Source organism: Pseudomonas frederiksbergensis (assembly GCF_035751725.1).
GTDB lineage: Bacteria > Pseudomonadota > Gammaproteobacteria > Pseudomonadales > Pseudomonadaceae > Aquipseudomonas > Aquipseudomonas frederiksbergensis_A.
Genome location: NZ_CP142104.1, coordinates 161,572 through 181,167, shown reverse-complemented (window position 1 = coordinate 181,167; position 19,596 = coordinate 161,572). Strand labels below are relative to the sequence as shown.

At 61.6% G+C, this 19,596-nt stretch carries 17 protein-coding genes and 1 tRNA gene; 3 read left to right on the top strand and 15 right to left on the bottom strand.

The window, feature by feature from the left end; translation table 11 throughout:
* Positions 1-80 precede the first annotated feature (80 nt).
* Positions 81-1,523: an NADP-dependent succinate-semialdehyde dehydrogenase gene (gene gabD, locus VQ575_RS00880; protein ID WP_039594213.1), complete on the bottom strand. Its 1,443-nt coding sequence runs from the start codon at positions 1,521-1,523 to the stop codon at positions 81-83.
* A 350-nt stretch (positions 1,524-1,873) separates the two neighbouring features.
* On the opposite strand from gabD, the gene VQ575_RS00875 reads away from it, so the two are divergent.
* A tRNA-Arg gene (locus tag VQ575_RS00875) sits at positions 1,874-1,950 on the top strand.
* A gap of 206 nt (positions 1,951-2,156) precedes the next feature.
* On the opposite strand, the gene VQ575_RS00870 is transcribed toward VQ575_RS00875, so the two are convergent.
* The 7 genes from VQ575_RS00870 to VQ575_RS00840 all read right to left on the bottom strand — a co-directional run bounded on the left by VQ575_RS00870 (position 2,157) and on the right by VQ575_RS00840 (position 8,300).
* A complete protein-coding gene (locus tag VQ575_RS00870) occupies positions 2,157-2,681 on the bottom strand; it encodes a type II toxin-antitoxin system VapC family toxin (protein WP_198726954.1) in 525 nt (174 codons plus the stop codon).
* Position 2,682: 1 nt separating this feature from the next.
* Entirely contained in the window at positions 2,683-3,393 is a 711-nt protein-coding gene (locus VQ575_RS00865; protein WP_325918870.1) for a hypothetical protein, read from the bottom strand.
* Positions 3,394-3,556: 163 nt separating this feature from the next.
* Entirely contained in the window at positions 3,557-4,171 is a 615-nt protein-coding gene (locus VQ575_RS00860) for a hypothetical protein (protein WP_039594215.1), read from the bottom strand.
* Positions 4,168-4,740 (bottom strand): RNA polymerase sigma factor, encoded by a 573-nt coding sequence (locus VQ575_RS00855; protein WP_039594216.1) that lies wholly within the window; start codon positions 4,738-4,740, stop codon positions 4,168-4,170. The genes VQ575_RS00860 and VQ575_RS00855 overlap by 4 nt, the downstream gene beginning before the upstream one ends.
* Positions 4,741-4,765: 25 nt before the next feature.
* Positions 4,766-6,436: a vWA domain-containing protein gene (locus VQ575_RS00850; RefSeq protein ID WP_325918868.1), complete on the bottom strand. Its 1,671-nt coding sequence runs from the start codon at positions 6,434-6,436 to the stop codon at positions 4,766-4,768.
* Positions 6,437-6,614: 178 nt separating this feature from the next.
* Positions 6,615-7,196 carry a hypothetical protein gene (locus tag VQ575_RS00845; RefSeq protein ID WP_325918866.1) on the bottom strand — a complete coding sequence of 194 codons (582 nt, stop codon included), beginning with the start codon at positions 7,194-7,196 and terminating at the stop codon, positions 6,615-6,617.
* 102 nt (positions 7,197-7,298) lie between these two features.
* Positions 7,299-8,300 carry a zinc-dependent alcohol dehydrogenase family protein gene (locus tag VQ575_RS00840; protein WP_325918864.1) on the bottom strand — a complete coding sequence of 334 codons (1,002 nt, stop codon included), beginning with the start codon at positions 8,298-8,300 and terminating at the stop codon, positions 7,299-7,301.
* A 106-nt stretch (positions 8,301-8,406) separates the two neighbouring features.
* Between VQ575_RS00840 and VQ575_RS00835 the strand changes: the two genes are divergently transcribed.
* Positions 8,407-9,285 (top strand): LysR family transcriptional regulator, encoded by an 879-nt coding sequence (locus VQ575_RS00835; protein WP_325918862.1) that lies wholly within the window; start codon positions 8,407-8,409, stop codon positions 9,283-9,285.
* A 19-nt stretch (positions 9,286-9,304) separates the two neighbouring features.
* On the opposite strand, the gene VQ575_RS00830 is transcribed toward VQ575_RS00835, so the two are convergent.
* The 3 genes from VQ575_RS00830 to VQ575_RS00820 all read right to left on the bottom strand — a co-directional run bounded on the left by VQ575_RS00830 (position 9,305) and on the right by VQ575_RS00820 (position 11,521).
* Entirely contained in the window at positions 9,305-10,618 is a 1,314-nt protein-coding gene (locus VQ575_RS00830; RefSeq protein WP_039594219.1) for an MFS transporter, read from the bottom strand.
* Between the two features lie 35 nt (positions 10,619-10,653).
* Positions 10,654-10,827 (bottom strand): hypothetical protein, encoded by a 174-nt coding sequence (locus VQ575_RS00825; protein WP_325918861.1) that lies wholly within the window; start codon positions 10,825-10,827, stop codon positions 10,654-10,656.
* Between the two features lie 133 nt (positions 10,828-10,960).
* Positions 10,961-11,521, bottom strand: coding sequence for a YbhB/YbcL family Raf kinase inhibitor-like protein (locus tag VQ575_RS00820; protein WP_325918859.1), 561 nt, complete (start codon positions 11,519-11,521; stop codon positions 10,961-10,963).
* Positions 11,522-11,660: 139 nt separating this feature from the next.
* Here VQ575_RS00820 and VQ575_RS00815 point away from each other — a divergent pair, with 139 nt between their 5' ends.
* Complete coding sequence (locus tag VQ575_RS00815) at positions 11,661-13,193, top strand: apoptosis inducing factor family protein (RefSeq protein ID WP_198726947.1); 1,533 nt, start codon at positions 11,661-11,663, stop codon at positions 13,191-13,193.
* A 23-nt stretch (positions 13,194-13,216) separates the two neighbouring features.
* Here VQ575_RS00815 and pgaD read toward each other — a convergent pair whose 3' ends face one another.
* From pgaD to pgaA, 4 genes are read right to left on the bottom strand one after another with little or no spacing between them, the layout of a single operon-like run.
* The gene (gene pgaD / locus VQ575_RS00810) at positions 13,217-13,720 is read right to left on the bottom strand and encodes a poly-beta-1,6-N-acetyl-D-glucosamine biosynthesis protein PgaD (RefSeq protein ID WP_039594221.1); all 504 of its coding nucleotides are present in this window, start codon (positions 13,718-13,720) and stop codon (positions 13,217-13,219) included.
* Positions 13,717-15,072: a poly-beta-1,6-N-acetyl-D-glucosamine synthase gene (pgaC, locus tag VQ575_RS00805; protein WP_039594222.1), complete on the bottom strand. Its 1,356-nt coding sequence runs from the start codon at positions 15,070-15,072 to the stop codon at positions 13,717-13,719. The genes pgaD and pgaC overlap by 4 nt, the downstream gene beginning before the upstream one ends.
* 1 nt (position 15,073) lies before the next feature.
* On the bottom strand, positions 15,074-17,071 hold the full coding sequence (gene pgaB / locus VQ575_RS00800; protein ID WP_325918857.1) for a poly-beta-1,6-N-acetyl-D-glucosamine N-deacetylase PgaB: 1,998 nt from the start codon (positions 17,069-17,071) through the stop codon (positions 15,074-15,076).
* Between the two features lie 12 nt (positions 17,072-17,083).
* Positions 17,084-19,567 carry a poly-beta-1,6 N-acetyl-D-glucosamine export porin PgaA gene (gene pgaA, locus VQ575_RS00795; RefSeq protein ID WP_325918854.1) on the bottom strand — a complete coding sequence of 828 codons (2,484 nt, stop codon included), beginning with the start codon at positions 19,565-19,567 and terminating at the stop codon, positions 17,084-17,086.
* Between the last annotated feature and the right edge of the window lie 29 nt (positions 19,568-19,596).

The following is a 19,596-nucleotide window of genomic DNA, read 5'->3' as shown; positions in this document are numbered from 1 at the left end:
CAGCGTTCCGGCCACAAGAAACAGAACGGGTGAAACGCGCAAAGGGACAGCGCTCTCGTGCCCTTTGCGCTTGAAGCAGATCAGATACCCAGGCAGAGGTATTTGATTTCCAGGTAATCCTCGATGCCGTACTTGGAGCCTTCACGACCCAGGCCCGAGGCCTTGATGCCGCCGAACGGCGCGACTTCGTTGGAAATCAACCCGGTGTTGACGCCGACCATGCCGTATTCCAGGGCTTCGGCCACACGGAACACACGGCCCAGGTCGCGGGCATAGAAGTACGAAGCCAGGCCGAACTCGGTGTCGTTGGACATCGCGATCACTTCGGCCTCGTCTTTGAAGCGGAACAGCGGCGCCAGCGGGCCGAAGGTTTCTTCCTTCGCCACGGCGGCATTTTTCGGTACGTTGGTCAGGATGGTTGGCTCGAAGAAATTGCCCTCCATCGCCTTGCCACCCGCCAGCACGGTTGCGCCCTTGCCGACGGCATCGGCGATATGTTCCTGGACCTTGGCGACGGCTTTTTCGTCGATCAGCGGGCCAGTGGTGGTGCCGTCTTCCAGGCCATTGCCGATCTTGAGCTTGGCCACTGCGGCCTTGAGTTTTTCGGCGAACGCGTCATACACCGAATCCTGGATGTACAGGCGATTGGCGCAGACGCAGGTCTGGCCGTTGTTGCGGTATTTGGAAATGATCGCGCCTTCGACGGCCTTATCCAGGTCAGCGTCATCGAACACGATGAACGGCGCGTTGCCGCCCAGCTCCAGGGAAACCTTCTTGATGTCCTTGGCACATTCGGCCATCAGCTGGCGACCGATCTCGGTCGAGCCAGTGAAGGACAGCTTGCGTACGATCGGGTTGCTGGTCAGCTCGCCGCCGATGTCGCCAGCACTGCCGGTGACCACGCTCAGCACACCTTGCGGAATGCCGGCACGGTGCGCCAGTTCAACCAGGGCCAGGGCCGAGAACGGGGTTTGCGAAGCGGGCTTGATGACCATGGTGCAACCGGCGGCCAGGGCCGGGCCGGCCTTGCGGGTGATCATCGCGGCCGGGAAGTTCCACGGGGTAATGGCTGCGGTCACGCCGATCGGCTGCTTGATCACGATCAGGCGCTTGTCGGGCTGGTGGCCCGGAATCACGTCACCGTAGATGCGCTTGGCTTCTTCGGCGAACCATTCGATAAAGGAGGCGGCATAAGCGATTTCGCCCTTGGCTTCGGCCAGCGGCTTGCCCTGCTCGAGGGTCATCAGGCGACCGAGATCGTCCTGGTTTTCGATCAGCAATTCATACCAGCGGCGCAGCTTGTTGGCGCGCTCCTTGGCGGTCAGTGCACGCCAGGCCGGCAGCGCCTTGTCGGCGGCTTCGATCGCGCGACGGGTTTCGGCAGCGCCCATCTTTGGCACAGTGCCCAGTACTTCGCCCGTTGCCGGGTTGGTGACCTTGATCGTCTGACCATTGTCCGCATCGACCCAAGCGCCATCGATAAAGGCTTGCTGGCGGAACAACTGGGTGTCTTTAAGCTGCATGTCGGCTTTCCTTAACAGCACCGCGCGCACGCGGAGCGAATTAGAGTTGTAGAAAGGCGCCTTATGGGCTGCCGTCAGGGAAATCATCCACCGGGCTGAAGCACAGAAATAACGCACATAAGCACAGACGTGCGGTTCAGCACCCAGACAAGAGCGTTTGAAATCTCAAACGAATCCTAGGGCCGATGGGGTCCGAGGACAATAGTCTGTTCGAAAAAAAGAACAAAAAAGCCTGATTTGCCTGTTTTTTCTGATCAGCGTAGCCAACAGCCGCAGAGTGAGGCAGAAACAAACGGCAAATCAGCAGCATGGACGCCTGCCATGCTTATGAGTATCATGGCGCCCGCGTTGCACCAGTAGCTCAGCTGGATAGAGTACTGCCCTCCGAAGGCAGGGGTCGTGGGTTCGAATCCCGCCTGGTGCACCATACATGGAAAATCAAAAGCCCCAATCCTAACGGATTAGGGCTTTTTTTATGGAGCTCTCTACCCCCCATAGGAGCCTGCAAGTAAGCAATTCAGGCATTAAAAACCCCTGAGCGGTATCAGCGCCGCAGCGCATCAACCGACAGGGGCCGTGTTGCAAATAACTAAAGAGGCCAGGTTTCCATCGCCAACCGACTCGGGCAGACACTCAGTGGTCGAAATCGGCCTCGAGTTGCTCAGGAGCCGGCTCAATATCTCCTAAGGACTTCACCACAAGTCCGCATTTCTGAGCTTTGGAGTAAAGACCCACATCATGAGTCCAGACTTCATCAGCGTTGGTTGCTAGAGCAGTAGCAATTATCTGGCGATCAAACCGTAACTTGGCTTTCGTTGCTGCCGGGTCAAGCACCTTCAGCTCATTGTCATCGACCATACGAGCACATTCGACCGCGGCGATCTGATCGAACGATATGATTTCAAAACACGAAAAACCGTTTATGACATCCAGATGGCTCTGGTGAAAATTCCGATCAATGCCCACCAGATACTCAGCCAATGCAGGTGTTGGTATCAACACCGTCCCACCTCTTGCGTCGACCATTTCGATCAGCGCTTCAGCCCTAGCCTCGGCCCTATCAACGTTATGACCAGTGGCGGGATCAACCAAGACGATACCGTCCTTGGCATTTCCCAAGGCTTGGACGAGAACGTTGGTATCGAGAACTATGCGCACCTCATCCCCTTAGGTTCTGAATCGTTCCATGGGGATCATCCATCTCGCTCCAGGTGATACCACCCAGTTCCTTGAGTTGGGTAACCGCACTGCGCAAAGAGGTTTTTTCAAGCCTCTCGTAGGACTGAATGAACATTTTTCTCAGCCGCCAGCCGCCATGCGGTCGACTTTCCCACTCACCCTTTCCATGAACGCGAACATACTTGAACAAGAGCTTGCCCAGTTGTTCAGCCAATACCGTATCGGCTTCACAAAGAAGAGTTTCGCCACCAGCGCCCTCAAGCCGAACAGGAACCGTCTCGTCTTTTCCACCAACGACATACAGGCGCCCTTGAACGCTACCCTGCTTGATGAGGACCATGGGAGGGGGAGCGGTCTTTGCTTTGGGGAATTGAAGGATGTTCGCATCTGCGGCTTGCAAGACACCATCCACTCGATCTTGCTCCATCAATGCAGAGAGTTGCAGGTACGCCTTTCTTGCACGCTTGGGCCCAACTCCCTGAGCGGCCTCACGCACCCTGTTCAGCACGTGGGGGTACTTGTCGTCTTCCACCCAAGTATTCAGGCAAACACAACCTTCGGTGACAGAGTCGAAATGAACATTATCTTGCGAGCCGAAAAGCTCTGCGAGCTCGCACAGATAATCCGTCAAGCGAGCCATAGAGAGCTTGCTTGGGTCGGTTCCGTCGAGTTCGAGCATCAGCTTTTTCATGCTGGCGAGTATAGTTCCGCTCATGTGATCCTGCTATGCCTGCATTTGTAACGTGACTCCCGAGTGTCGTCCGCCTGGCAAGTGCCCCTTCAACTTTTGGGATCAGTGATGTTCGAATACCCGGTCTTTATGACCGGGCGTTTTTTGTATGCGTTGGTTTCGCTCAACGCTTGCGCAACGCCTCCAACCGCGCCGGCAAGTCCTCCTCGGGAAAGCGCTTATGCAGCGCCAGCAGCTTCTCATCAGCCGCCTTGCTCTCACCCGCCTCACGCAAGCGCAATATCTCCAGCAAGCCTTGCTCCAGCGATGGCAGTGCAGCCGGCGCGGATTTGCTCATCTTCGCCGCTGGCTTTTCCGCCAAGGACTGCATCGGGCTTGCCGGCGCCCGGGCCAGTTCGCCTTGGGGTGCCATGCGGATGATCGGCGCGGGGGCGGGCATGGCCGGCGGTGCTGCGGCGGCGGCGGATTCTTGCTGGTCGGCGGAAAACTCCATCGAAGCGGGTGAGGCCAGTTCGTCGTGGGGCACGGGCGAACGCAGCACCAGGCCGATCATCAGCGCCACCCCGGCGACCGTGGCGAACGCCATTTGCCAGCGCGGCCGTTGGCAGGCTTGCAGCCAGCGCTGCCACAGGCTTGGCGTGGGCGGCGGGGCTTCACGCTGGGCGGCGGCGAGGATAAAGGCGTCCAGGGAGGGCGGCGGTTCGCCGCTGGCGTGCTGGCGGAAATGCTCGATCAACATCTGGTCGTCGGCATCCGATGTGTGTTTGCGGTCGATCATGCGGGTACCTCCTCGGCCAGCAGTCGATGCAGTTTCTGCTGGGCGTAACGCAAGCGGCTTTTCACCGTTTCCAGCGGGGCGCCGGTCAGGGCAGCAATCTGCGGCAGCTCCAGGTCGCCATGCAGGCGCAGCAAGAAGACTTCGCGCTGGTCCTCAGGCAAGGCCTGCAACGCAGCATCGAGACGCGCCTGGTCGCGACTCAGGCTCAGCTGTTGCTCGGGGCTGCTGGTGTCGTCGGGCTGGACGTGGAGTTGCTCGTCGTAGCTGTCGTGCAATGGGTTATGGACACTGTGTTTGCGCCAATGGTCGATCAAGCGATTGCGGGCAATCTGGAACAACCAGGTACGAAAACTCGCCCGGCCTTGTGGCTGGGTGGTGCTGCGAATCAGGCTGAGCCAGGTGTCCTGGAAGATTTCCTCGGCCAGTTCGGCCTTGTTGCTCAAGGACACGAGAAAACGATAAAGCCCCTGCCGATGACGTGCATACAGGGCTTCGAAAGAAGCCCCGTCGCCGTTGCGGTAGCGGGCCAGCAACGCTTCGTCGCTGGGTGAATCAAGCGCAGCGGGCATGTCCGTGTCGAACTCCTTTCGGTGATCAAGGTGCAGGCTTGAGGCTCTGCGCAAGTTCCACCAACTGCACAAACTCGGCGCGCAACCCGAACGGGTCATCGCCACGGGCCGAGCGCGCCAGTTGGGCGGTGTCCTTCAGGCTCATCGTCCCAGTGTAGCGTCCATCGCCCTTGAGCTGTTGGGCGAAGGCCGCCACGGCTGCGGAGAAACGCAGGTCGTCGCTGGGCTTGCGGTCGTCTTGCACGCTGGCGATGGGATGTTCGATCAATCGACTGCTACCACCCTCTGCCGGTTTGTAGCGCACGCGCAACATTGCCAGTTCAGCCGAGGTGCCCTCCGATTTAGGCGTACTTCCATAGCGCAGCGGCTCCAACCAACCCGGCTGGCCCTTCGGAACGATTTCATACAAGGCTGTCACCGTATGCCCGGCGCCGATCTCGCCCGCGTCGACCTTGTCGTTGTTGAAGTCCTCACGCTTCAACGCGCGGTTCTCATAACCGAGCAGGCGATACTCACTGACCTGGGCGGGGTTGAATTCCACCTGCAACTTCACGTCCCGCGCCACCACCGCCAGCGTGGAACCGAGCTGGTCCACCAGAACCTTGCGCGCCTCGAGCAGGTTGTCGATGTAGGCGTAGTTACCATCACCAGCGTCAGCCAATTGCTCCATCAAATGTTCGTTGTAGTTGTCCACACCAAAGCCCAGGGTCGTCAGGGAGACGCCGCTTTTACGCTGGTCGACCGCCATCTGCTTGAGGCTGTCGAAATCACTGATGCCAACGTTGAAGTCGCCATCGGTCGCCAGGAGGATGCGGTTGATGCCTTTATCGATAAAGCTCTCCCGGGCCATCTGATAAGCCAGCTCGATACCCGAGGCGCCTGCGGTGGAACCACCGGCGTTGAGCTGGTCGATGGCGTTGCGGATCTTCACCTTGTCACGGCCCGAGGTAGGCTTGAGCACCACCCGGGATTCGCCGGCATAAACCACCAGGGACACCCGATCCTGGTCGCGCAGTTGATCCACCAACAATTTCAGCGTGCTCTTGACCAGCGGCAGGCCTTCGCGGCGGTCCATGGAACCGGAAACGTCCACCAGGAAGACCAGGTTGGCCGGGGCCAGGTCCGCCACGGCGCGGTCGCTGGCCTTGATGCCGATGCGCAGCAAGCGGGTGTGGGGGTTCCACGGCGATGGGGCCACTTCGGTGGTCACGCCGAAGGGTGAACCGACAGTGGGCGGGGCGTAGCTATACGGAAAATAATTGACCATTTCCTCCAATCGCACCGCACCTTCTGGCGGCAGGCTGCCTTGATTGAGGAAACGTCGCACGTTGGCGTAGCTGCCGGTATCGACATCCACGCTGAAGGTCGAGACCGGCGTCTCGGCGACGCTATGGATCGGGTTGTCGGGACGTTTTTCGTATTGTTCTCGCGGCTCCGCGCGATAGCCGGCGGCGATCGCATCGTTCGCCACACTGGGGGCAGGCATCGCTGCCGGCTTCGTGAGCATGCGCTTGACCGTCGACTGACGCACTTCAGCGATCTCGCCTTGCGGTACGACGCTCGGTGCCACGGACACCGGTTCGGATGGAATGGCCGTCTCACGGGAGGAAGACAACCCACAACCGGCCAACGCCACCAGCAAAGTCACGGCGAAGCCTCGGGCAGCAGGACGCATAAAAAGAAGTGGACGGGACATGGGCTGAACCTCGTGAATGAATGATCCGTTCACAGAGTCAGACGCAGGTCATACGCGGTTCGGGTTAATGACCCAGAAATTTTTTTGCAACGCCGTGCAGACAGGGCTGGCCACCTTAAAAAGTCGCCAGCCCGATGCCGCGATTGGAGCAATCGCCAGCACGCTACAGCAGGGATTGCTAGCGGGACGGAATGCCCCGCAGGTCGTCGTCGATGAATCCGCTCAAATGACCGGTGTAATAGTCTTCGACATCAGAGTTGCCTCTGTTCGTCAGGGCACCCGCAATGCCTCTCATGGCCTCAAGTTGCCCAACCGCCCCTCTCGGCATCAACCCCTGGCGGGCCTGGGCAAAGTGCAACATCTCGACATCGGCCTTCTTCACCTTGACCTGGTAAGAGAAATCGACACTGGCCAGATACGTACCGTCGGCAACGATATTGCTCATGAAGCCACCTTGGGTATCTTGAATACGGCGCGCATAGACGGCATTGATATCCAACAGATAGTCAGCGGTTTCCTTGCTGGAGGCATAACGATTGCCATCGAGCAGGCGGACGATCAGGTCGGTGTGCAACTTGTCGCGAACTTTTTCGTCGGGCAGAAAGCGTTCGTTTTTACCGACGACTTCAACGTTGAACGTGTCGATCCAATAGGTGGCGGTCTCGGGGATCGCCACCGGCGCAGGGGAAATGTAGTAATCGGGCTTGGAAGCGCAGCCTGCCATAAGGCAGAGGGCCAGGAAGAGACTGAAGACTCGCATGTTTGAATTCGTCCTTGAGAGGTAGTGGCATAATGGCGGCTGCATTCTACGGGGTTTGAACCCGCGCTCAAGTTGTCTGGCCCAATTTAGCGCGGTTCCGTCTCACTCAAAGCCAATTTCCACCACCGTTTTTCCCGCCCCGCGCCCTTCGGCTACCTGGGCAAACGCCTCATTGACTTCCCCCAGGCCAAACCGGCGCTGATCCACGTTGACCCGCAGTTGCCCTGATTCAACCAGCGCCGCGGCCTCCCGCAAGATCCGTCCGTGATGCTCGCGCCCCTTTCCGGTCAGCAGTGGCATCAACGTAAACACCCCGGAATAGCTTGCCCCCCGGAACGACAACGGCGCGAGGCTGTGCTGGCCCCAGCCAAGACAGCTGAGCACATGGCCGGTGTAAGTCTTGACCGCGTTGAACGACGCGTCCAGGGTCGGGCCGCCTACGGTGTCGTAGACGATGTCGAAGCCTTCGCCATCGGTGTACTGGCGCACGTAGCTGTTTGTGTCCTGGGTCCGGTAGTCGATGGCTGAAGCGCCCAGTTCGCGGATGAAATCCAGGCTGTGGGCCGAGCCCGTGGCGTAGACCTCGGCGCCCCGGGCCCTGGCGATCTGCACGGCCATTTGACCGACGCCACCGGCGCCGCCATGAATCAGCACCTGTTGCCCGACCCGGACATTGGCGCGATCGACCAAGCCTTCCCAGGCCGTAATGAATGCCAGCGGCAAGGCGGCTGCTTCGCGCATGTTCAGTGAGCGAGGCTTGGGCGCAATCAGGCGGGCATCGACTGCGATGTATTCGGCCAGCGCGCCTTGGGCCCCGCCGATTCCGCCAGCCATGCCGAATACCTCGTCGCCAGGGGCGAAGTCATACACGCCTTCGCCCCGTTCAACGACCGTCCCGGCCAGATCAATCCCCAATACAGCGGGCAACGGCTGGCGTGCATGGGCGCCACCACCCGCCGCGATCTTGGTGTCCAGCGGGTTGATGCCGGCGGCATGGACCTTGATCAATACCTGGCCCTTGCCAGGGACGGGACGGGCGATGAAGCGGACAATCAGTGGCGCCTGAGCGGTTTCAACGACGGCGGCAAACATGGTGTTGTTCATGACGGTGAACCTCCAGTTAGTGGGCAGGTTCATCATGGGCGCGCCGACGCATTCCGATAAGTCAGCAATAATGGATAGGATTTATTCCAGCAAAGGGCCAAATCCAATGGATCTGTTCGAGGCAATGCAGGTATTCGTAAGGGTCGTGGAGCGCGGCTCGTTCTCGGCAGTGGCCAGGGAACTGAACCTGGGCCAACCGGCGGTGAGCAAGCAGATCCGCGCGCTGGAACAACACCTTGGCGGCGCGCTGTTCGCGCGCAGCACCCGCCATCTCGCGCTGACCGACCAAGGGCAGCATTTCTACGCCGAGAGCAAGGACATACTCGCTAGCCTGGACGCGGCACGCCTCGGTTTCGCCAATGGTCAGGAACAGATCGCCGGCTCCCTGCGCGTAACGGCCCCGGTCAGTTTCGGACGACTGTGCATCGCGCCCCTGGTGGGCCAGTTTCTGGCGCGTCACCCACAGGTCCGGCTCGACCTGCGGCTGAGCGATCAGAACGAAGATGTGTTGAAGGAGAATATTGACGTTGCCATTCGCATCGGCGCAGTGAAAAACGAAGGGCTGGTGGCGGTTTCCCTGGGTGGCAGTCCTCGACAGGTGTATGCCACCCCCGCCTATCTGCAGCAGTACGGAAGCCCCCTCCGACCAGCCGATCTGGCCTACCACAACTGCCTGGCTTTCACGCTGCTGGAGCACTACGACGTCTGGCGATTCGAGCGTGGAGCCGAGCAATACCAAGTAACGATCAAGGGCAACGTCACCAGCAACAGCAGCGAAGCGATCCGGGAAATGGTGCTGTCCGGCCTCGGGGTTTCGCTTTCACCAACATGGTTGTACGCCGCGGACATTCGCCAGGGAACGGTCGTTCCCCTGCTTGCCGATTATCGGCCCACGGCGCTGCCCATCAATGCCGTATTCAGCCAGGACCGACGCCGCTCGGCGCGAACCCGTGCCTTCGTGGATTTTCTACGCGAGCGTCTTTGAGAGGTCCACCGTCACAATCTCACGATTCGCACACCAGCGAGCGCTGGACAGCCTTCGTGTGCCGCCCCGGAAAATACGCAGCAGCGCCGACGCCCACCGCGCCCATCACCACGCAATAGCCCACGCACACCCACGGGCTCCATGGCACCAGCGCGATCAACACCAACGGCGTCATGCTGGCCCATAAGGCGTACGCAATGTTGTAGGTGAGCGAGATGCCGGACACGCGGATTTTCGGCGGGAACAGGCTGACCATCACCGACGGCACTGCGCCGACCACGCCGCAACCCAGGCCGGCGACAGCGTAGGCCAGGCCCAGCCAGGCGCTGCCGCTGATCAGGCTGGCGTAGAGCACGCTGATGCCCAGGGGCAGCAGCAGGCTGTAGAGCATGACGGTGCGCCAGGCGCCGATGCGGTCGACGATCAGGCCGGCCAGGACGCAGCCGATGTTCAGGAACACGATGCCGAGGCTGCTCAGCGCGAAGGTGTGGCTGGGGGTCAGGCCGAAGCTTTTCTGCATCACGGTCGGGGTGATGACGACGAACACGACCACGGCGCTGGTCAGCACACAAGTGAGAATCGCAGCGGGCAGCAAGGCGTGGCGATGCTCGCGCAGCACCGTACGCAACGGCAGTTCCGCCGCGCCCTCGCGATTGGCTTGCAGCGCCATGAAAATCGGCGTTTCGCTCAGCCAACGGCGCAGCCAGACGCCGATCACGCCGAATACCCCGCCCAACAGGAACGGCAGGCGCCATGCGTAGTCGAGGATTTCCGTCGGGGTATAGATCCGCGCCAGTGCCGTGGCGGTCAGGGCGCCGAGCAAGTAGCCAAAGGTCAGGCCCGCCTGGAGAAAGCCCAGGGCATAACCTCGATGCCGCAGCGGCGCATGCTCAGCAACGAACACCCATGCGCTGGGCACCTCCCCGCCTACCGCCGCGCCTTGCAGGATACGCAGCGCCAACAACAGCAACGGGGCGAAATAACCGATTTGCGCGTAGGTCGGCATCACGCCGATGAGCAGGCAAGGCAACGCCATCATCAGGATGCTCAGGCTGAACACCCGCTTGCGTCCCAGGCGATCGGCGAAGTGCGCCATGAGAATCCCGCCCAAGGGCCGCGCCAGGTAGCCCGTGGCGAAAATCCCGAAGCTTTGCAACAGGCGCAGCCACTCGGGCATTTCCGGCGGAAAGAACAACTGGCTGAGGGTCAGGGCGAAGAAGACAAAAATGATGAAGTCATAGATTTCCAGCGCACCGCCGAGGGCAGCGAGGCCCAACGTCTTATAGTCGGATCGGCTGAATCGCGCGTCTGGCAAATGGGTGTTGGCGGTCATAGGCATGTTTGGAAAAAGTGTAGGAAGACGACGGCTCAGGCAGCGGGACCTTTGTCCAAGGGCGGTGTCGACGGTTGGCCTGGCTCGGCGTCGATGGCCTCGTCAGCAGGCAGGAAATCCTTGCGGCTCTGGGCGATGGCCCGGCGTATCTCATCGCCCTTGGTGGGGCAATTCTTGAGGCGGGCGATGCCATCGGTTTTCTGCGTCATCGCCATCCTCCGGCATGAGTGATCAGGGGCCGATAGTGCTCGCTTTTGGCGCTTGATGCCAACTTACGTGACGATTGGGGCTGATGCGCAGCCCCGCGCGAGCAGGCTCGCTCGCCACGGCGCCGAGACCCGGTCAACGGTGATAGCGGCGTACCACGCTGCTGTTGCGCAGTACATGGCCCTTGAGTTTTTCCATCAACTGGGCGCGCGTGAGGCCGGCGGGCAGGGCGTCGGGCGGCAGATCCAGGGCGAATATCTGGATCAGGTAATGGTGGGCGCTGTCACCCACGGGCGGGCAAGGGCCGATGTAGCCATGGGTGTTCTTGCTGTTGAGGCCGCTCATGCCCTCAAGCGTGGATTTAGTGCCCGCGCCTTCTCGAATCTGCCGGGTACTGGCCTTGATTCCGTAATGGACCCAATGATCGACGCCCTGCCCACGCTGGCCGTCGGGGTCGAGCATGACGATGGCGTAGCTGAGGGTGCCTGGCGGGCCGGCGTTCCAGCTCAAGGCCGGGGAAATATTCTTGCCGCCGCATTGGTTGGCGTCGCTGGCGGCTGCGGCGGTGAAGAGGCGGTCGTCCGACACGCCGGGAATGCTCAGGGTAAAACGCTCTTCAGCCTGGACCGCCCCTTGTGCACACAGCACGAGGGTGACGGCCGCGAGCCAGGAGGAAAGGAAAGTCAATCGGGTCATACCGGGCACCTTGATGCGGTTCAGGCCAACGACGGCCTGCAAACTATAGCCCCAGCGCCGCCCCGGTTGCAGTGACAATTGCGCTGAACCTCGTTCCAATCCATCGACTCCAACGGGAAACGCCTGCCGGAGAACGACCATGCCCATGCATCAAGTCGCCCGCCTCGCTGATATGCGAGAAGACCGCGGCCTCGAAGTCACCCTCAACGACAAGCCCATCCTGCTATTGCGTGCTGGAGGACAGGTGCGGGCGTTCCAAGGTAAATGCCCTCATGCTGGGGCGCCTTTGGCCAAGGGCGCCGTTTGCCACGGCAGGCTGATCTGTCCTTGGCACAAGGCGGCGTTTCGCGCCGAAGACGGCGCCCTGTGCGAGCCGCCGGCCCTCGACAGCCTGGAGCGCTACCACGTCGAGGTGCGAGGCGATGAAGTCTGGATAGATGACCAGCCACTGCCGGACGAAAAAATCCCTCCAGCCGACGACCCGCGCACTTTCGTCATCATCGGTGCCGGCGCGGCCGGCATCGCGTGCGCGGCAGCGTTGCGCGAGAAGGGTTTCGGCGGCCGGATCCAGTTGATCGACCGTGAGCCCGAAGCTGGCTACGACCGCACCGTTCTAAGCAAATATGTGCTGGCTGGCGACATGGCGGTGGAGCAAACCCCACCCCTGCGCGATGAAACTTATTTCACCCAGCAACGCATCGAACGGCGCCATGGCCAGGTGACCGGCCTGGACGCTGACGCGCGCCGAATCCACCTCGCCGACGGTCAAGCATTAGCCTACGACGCCTTGTTGATTGCCACCGGCGCAGAGCCGAAGACGCTGGATGTGCCCGGTATCGATTTGCCGCAAGTCATGATGCTGCGTTCCCTGGCGGATACCCGGCAAATCCTCGACCGTGCCCGGCCGGGGCAACAAGCGGTGATTATCGGTGACAGCTTCATTGCCATGGAGGTCGCCTCCTCCCTACGCAAGCGCGAAATGAGCGTGACCGTCCTGGCCCGTCACCCGGTGCCGTTCGCCGCGCAGTTCGGCGACAGTGTCGGCAACGCGATCCTGGCTCGGCACCGAGCCAACGGCGTGGTGTATCACAGCGAAGGCGAAGCGGCGCGAATCGAAGGCGCCGGCAAGGTGGAAGCCGTGGTGCTGGACAACGGCCAACGCTTCGCGGCGGACCTGGTCATTGTCGGGGTCGGGGTGCGCCCGGCCACGGAGCCTTTCGCCAACCTGCCACGGGAGAAAGATGCGTCATTGCGCGTCGACGATGGCATGCGCGTAACCGATGGCGTCTGGGCCGTTGGCGACATCGCTACGTTTCCTCTCAACGGTCAGCCCCGGCGCATCGAGCACTGGCGGCTGGCCCAGCAACAGGCCCGCATCGCCGCGACGAACATGCTCGGCGGTGAAGAGCATTACCTGGACGTGCCGTTCTTCTGGACGTATCACTTCGGCAAACGCTACGACTATCTTGGCCATGCCGAGCAATGGGACGAAGTGCAATTCAAGGGCACGCCCGAGCATCCGCCCTTTATCGCGTTGCTCGGCAAGGACGGCCTCGTCGCGGCGGTCGTGGCCTGCGATGAAGGACGGGCAATGGCGGCGCTGGCACAGCGCATGAAACAACCGCTGCCCGTGGACGAGGCCTGGCGGTTGGTCCGGGACTTTTCATCGTAGAGCGCTTCCAGACGCTGATCTTTCTATGCCGAATGATCGGCCGGCAGATGAATAACCTGTGGTCGCTCCAATGGCGCCAGGGGCGGCGGCTGCAAGTCCGGGCTCAGCAGATGGAAATGCGGCACCACGTGACTGATGTCGCCCTCCTGGTTGTTATGGATGATCTTCGAACCCGGCTGGCGCAGCGTTTCCAGACGTTCGTCAGTCAATTTGAAACTCATGCTCAGGCCCTGATCGTCCACCGCTGGCCTGGGCAGCCTGCGCTGGGCAAAGCTGCGGCTCTTGCGCTGTTGATAACGCGCCCAGGTGATCAGGATGATTGCGTTGACCAATGCGATCCAGCCGTAGATCTGCAGCGTCCCCAGAGTGTCGAACAACGAACCGCCCAGGCGCGGGCCGGCGTGGCTGTCGAACAACGGCCACAGCCCGTTCACCAGCAGGTATAACAGCCCGACCCAGGCCAGTACGGTAAAGAGCACATCGATGATCACCAGAAAAGGTCGCTGGCGGGTCCTGATAATTTTCATCGGATCACTTCCTCTTCTTCGTCATCGAACGGTTTGATTCCGCGATCCGGACTGATCCAGCGCGCACGTTTCTGATGCTGACCGAACAGCACCTTGGGGAAACTCACCAGCGTGGTGAACAGGCTGATCAGCCAGAACACCAGCGGGTACCAGACCACCCAGAACATGGTGTGCCACAAGCCTTTTTCGTAGCGACGATCGATCAGGATGCTCACCGCGAACTGCATCAGGCACACCATGGCCAGCAACAGGCCGGTGAAAGCGGGCGGCATCAGATGGTCCACGGCGATAGCCGCTGGCATCTCGACGAATTTGCCGGCGCCCCAGAAGATCACCGACAGCAAAAAGGTGAACGCCCAACCGGTGGACAGGCAGTATTCGAACAGCAGCGGCCACAGGTAGCGATGGCGGTATTGCCAGATGCCACGGATATTCTTGAACAGCACCTCGGCGCCACCCTGGGCCCAGCGCAAGCGTTGCCGCCAGAGGCCGCGCAGGGTTTCCGGCATGAGGATCCAGCACAAGGCGCGGGGCTCGTAGAAGATGCTCCAGTGGTCCAGTTGCAGCTTCCAACTGATGTCGATGTCTTCGGTGATCATGTCCGGGCTCCAATAGCCGACCCGGTGCAGGGCCGTGCGCCGGAACGCGACGATCACGCCGGACACGGTGAAGATCCGCCCGAAAACCCGCTGGGTGCGCTTGATCAAACCGATGATCGAGGAAAACTCGCCGACCTGGACCCGGCCCACCAACGTCGAACGGGTGCGGATGCGCGGGTTGCCGGTCACCGCGCCAAGACGGGCGTTGTCCAGCATCGGCGCCACCAAGTAGGCACAGGTATTGGGCGCCAGCAGCGCGTCACCGTCGATGCACACCAGGTATTCGCTGCGCGCGGCGATGGCGCCCATGCGCAGGGCCACGGCCTTGCCCTGGTTTTCCGCCAGGTGCAGCACGCGCAAGCGCGGGTCTTCAACGGCCAGTCGGTCGAGCACCGCGGCGGTGTTGTCCTTGGAGCCGTCGTTGATGGCGATTACTTCGATGTTCGGGTAATGCTGGCCCAGCGCGGCGTGGATTGTGTCGGCAACGTTGTCGCCTTCGTTGAAGCACGGGATCAGGATGCTGATCAGCGGCTCGCCGGCCAGGGGCGGCGGCAACGTGTCGTCCTTCCACGGCCAATGGCGCTCCCAGTGCAGCCAGAAATACAGGCCACCGGCGATCCACAGGCCGGACATGAACAGCGGGTAGAAGAACACGAAGTCCATCAGGAATTGCCCGGTGACCAGGAAGATCAGGCCCAGGGGTACCCCAAGGACAATCGCCAGCACCAGCACGGCGAGCAGTCTGTCGAGCATGTCAACGATTCCATTTGTTGGAGAGCGCAGGCCGCACGGCTTTCACGGCGGGCTGGTCTTCGATGAAGTTGTCCGGGTAATAGCCGAAACTGGTCACGCCCTGACGCTTGAGGCGCCCCATCCAGTCGGCCAATTGTTCACCCTCGATGTCTGCCACCGGCTTGCTGTGCCAGTCGCGGGCCTGCAGTTCGAATACCGTGCGCTTGAGCGCACCAGGGCGAGCCTTGATGGTTTCCACCAGCCGTTCGAGCCAGGGGCCCGATTGTTCGCGGGTCTGTTTTTCCATCAGCGGCATGGCCATCGGCGCCGTCCAATCGTAGGCACCGAGGAAGTCGTCGAGGTTTTGGGCGAACCAGGCTTCGCTTTGCGGGTTGAGCATCGGCTCGGCAAAGATATTGCGCGCGGTGCGGACTTCCGGGCCGCGAATCGCGCGGACCTTGGCCGTGAGTTCGGCGGTGAAATCAATCAGGTAGCGGCTCTTGAAACGGGTCCAGCGCTGCATGGCCGCCGGATCATCGCGCAGGGTGGCGATGGAGGTTGGCAGGCCGTTGGCGGCATAGACTTTCATTGCGGCGGGGCTGGCGTCCTCGAAATCGGAGAACACCGCGTCGTCATGGTAGAGAACGCCGTCCACCGAGCTCATCCGCGCCAGGTCTTCGTAGATCTCGCCGATGATCCTGCGCACGCTCGGGTCGAATGGCGACAGGCGTACGTATTGATCCGGGGCGATGCCGGTCTTGCCGGTTTCGGGATCCCAACGCTGTACGCGCGGCAACTTGGGGTCCAGGGCAAAACTGAGCACCGGCATCCAGGCATAGACCTTGACGCTGGCTCGAGTACGCAGTTGCCATGCAACACGGTCGAACAGATCGGCGCGCACCGGCAGGTGACGGTTAGGGAAGTACAGCGAGTGAACCAGGCCATCACCTTTCGGGTCGGCGAACGCTTGCAGGAACACCGTGTTGGCGCCCAGATCGTAGATGCGCTGGACCAGTTTGCCGACGTTGGCCTCCTGCTGCACGGGATCGGCGTCGTAGACGTAATCCAGGTCGACGTGGACCACCCGCATCGGGTCCATGGTTTGCACGGAGACGACGCTTTCGGCGAAATGAGCGCCGTCCGGATCCGAGGCCACCAGAAAGCGCGGGCCGCTCATCAGGTTGTCGAGGCTGTCGAGGCCATCCTCCAGGGTCAGGGCCATCTGGTAGCCCTGGCTGCCGATCACCTGCAACGCGGTGCCGTCCGCCTCCCCGTATGGCCAGACCCAGATGCGTGGGCTGTAGCCGGCAGCGCTGCGGATCTTCTCGGAAATGGCCGCCACATCCTTGCGCAGACGCGCCTGAAATTGCGCCTCGGTTTCATAACGACCCGTGGCCGGATCGTAGCGTCGGGTGGTCGCCGCCGGCTGTTGGTTGCCTTGCGGGTTGGCGAGTACGCCTTTGTGATTGGCATCGGTATGTGCGGCGATTTCCACCAGGCCCGATTTCGAAACCTCGCGAACCTGCTCCCAGGTCAGGAACTCGGAGCGTTTGCGTGGCACGCCGGCGAAATCCACCGTCTGGTGCATCGGCGTATCGATCCAGCTGCCAACCGGGGCGAGGATCGCCGGCCAGTTGTAGGCGCGCAGGATCGGCATGACGCGGGTATAAAAGCTTGAGTAGCCGTCATCGAAACTCAGCAGCACCGCGCGCGGCGGCAGTTCCGGACCGCCGTTGCGGGCCGCGATGATCTGGTCGACCGTGACCGGCTGATAGCTGTTCTCCCGCAGCCAGGCCAGTTGTTCGACCAGGCGTTCCGTACGCACGGCTACCAAGGCCTGGTCAGGGTCGCGGTCCTCGACGTCGTGGTAGGCGATGCCGAGCACGTGGTTCTTCGGCCACGGGGCATCGTTTGCCGCCACGGGCCGTTGCGAAGGTGGCGCGAACGCCGGGGCCTGCTGGGCACAAGCGCTGATCAGCAAGACTCCCAGCAGAAGGATGAAGCGCGACATGACGGGCATTTTCAAACTCTTCTAGAAGCGGTAAGTGAGGTCGACAAGCAGGCGCAGATCGCTTTCACGATCGCCGTCGTAAGGGCGGTTGAGCCAGCTCAGCGCGGCCCCGGCTTCGAGCACATCGTTCCAGAGCAGACGCTGGCCGTAGCCGAGCAATCCCATGGCACCGGTGCTGTAGTCACGCTGGCTGTAGGTACCGGCCCCGACCTGGAATTGTTGGCTCCAAGTGGTTTCATAGCGGCGGTACAGCACGTGGTTGGCGCTCACGGTCGGCATGACGCTGAAGTCCGACTTCGGATTGAAGTACGGCACTTCATCGGAACCGCTGTTGCGACTGGCACCGACTTCCAGGCCCAGCTCTACTTGCAGCCTCGGGGCGCTGTAGATGCCCTCGCGGCCGGTCAGCAAGGTCTCGAGGCGATTGTTGCCGTCGCTGAAATGAGACGGGCTCACCGCCAGTCGCCATTCGCGGCTTTCATTGGCGCGCCAGCGAACGAAACCGCTCCCGCCATTGGCGCGAATACCGCTGTTGAGGGCCCGCAACGGCGTATTGGCCGAGAGGTAATCCAGGCTGCCGCCGTACTGCCAGTGATCGTTGATGTCCCGGGCCATGGCCACGCGAGCGCCTTGTTTTTCACCGGAACCGTACGAGTGGTTGGAGACTTCCGCCTCCAGGGTCATGTCACGGGTGCGTCGCTCCACGCCCAGGCGCTGCCATCGATGATGGCCGGTGCCTTCTTCGAAGTCGCCAGTGGCGTAGCCGGCACCGCCGAACAGGCGCCAGTCTTCGTCGATGGGCGGGCTGTAGAGCAGCGTTTCGATACCGAAATCCCGGCTGCCCGTCACCGCGCCGGCATCGCCGTTGCCACCGCCGTAGCTCTTGCCGGTATAGGCTTCGATGCGCAATTCGGCCATGTCATGGACCTCCCGCTGGCGTTGCAGGCGTTTGACATGGGCGTTCTCCGGGTAACGTGCAACCACGTCATCGGTGAGCGCATCCATCTGCCGCCACTCCTGCAGGTCCATCGCCGCCCGGGCCTGGGCGATTTCCAAGTCGCGATTGCGCGGTGTCGTGGCCTCGACTTCCTTTAGCAGGCTTTCCGAGCGCCGCGGCCAGTCACGGGCCTGATACAGATCGGCCTGGGCCAGGCGCAGGCCAATGTTACCGGGCCCCTCATAAACGAGACTCTCCAGCCGCGCTTCGGCGGAAGGCAGGTCGGCGCCATAAGTGCCCGCTTGCGCGGCAAGCAACTGAGCGTCCATCCATTCGTCGTTGGGGTTACCGATTGGCAGGCCCTTGAGTTCCACCCGAGGCGGCTGCGCTTTCGCCAAATCTTCGGCCAACGCGCGTGCCTCTTCGGATTTTTCGCTTTCCAACAAGGCGTAATAGAGCGCGGTACTGTCTTCAAAGCGGTCCGCAGGGTCGGCATCTGGCGCGGTCAGTACGCGGCGGTACAGCTCGATGGCGATTTCCGGTTCACGTTGCTCCAGATAGGAAGAGGCCACCCACCGCAGGGCATAAGTTGGAATGCTGATCCCTTCATCAACCAGCTTTTGGTATTCGGCAATCGCTTCTGCCCGACGAGCGCGGGCGTTGAGGGCACCCATGCGATCGATTCGCCACCGCAGCACGTCCTCATGGGCCTCGGCCACTGGCGACCAGGTGGCGAGCAACTTGTCGTAATCGGCCAACGCACGGTCAGCGATGACAAAACGCTCCTTTTCGCTGCGGCTGGCCATATCCGCCAGGCGCACCCGCTCGGCCGCCACATCGCCTTCGAGCCGGCGCTGCACACCGCGGTCGATCAGCCCGGGCTGAAGACGGGCCAGGCGCAACGCCGGCTCAGGCAACCTGGCGCGTTGCAAGGCGTAGACGTATTCGCGTGCGACTTCAGGCTTGTTATTCCCTGCACGAATGAAGGCTTGATCGTATTCGAACAGCGCTTCGTAGGGATTGTCAGCGCGCGTCAGGGCATAGCCCAACGCCAGCCGGCGCATCGGATCATCAGGCTTGGCGGCAACCAGGGCCTTGGCACGGCTGACGGCTTCATCGGGCTTGCCGGCATCAGCCTGGGTCAAGGCCAGGCCCAGTTGCAGGTCGGCATTTCGCGGATCGATGGCCAAGGCCCGGCGATACAACTCGATCGCCGGATCCCAACGCTTCAGGTTGCGATAGGCCCGGGCTGCTGCGGTCAGGGCCTGGACCGGCAAGTCGCGGTAACGACCTTGGGTTTCGTAGACATTTACCACTTCGGCATCGAGACCAGCCCAACTGGCGATTTGCAGGTGATCGCTGATTTGCGCGGTACTGGCTTGCTCGGTCGGCACTTGGCGCAATGCAGTCAGCGCAGGCGCGTAATGGCCCGAGCGGGCATCAAGCACCATCTGGTCATACGCGGGATCGGCAAGCGCCGCTACCGACCAGCACAGTTGGCTGCACAGCGCGACGCGAAACAACGGGCGCAAACCGAATTGAATAAGAGGACCCACAGTACGCGGCATTCGTCAGCATCCTTACATGGCCAGCCGGG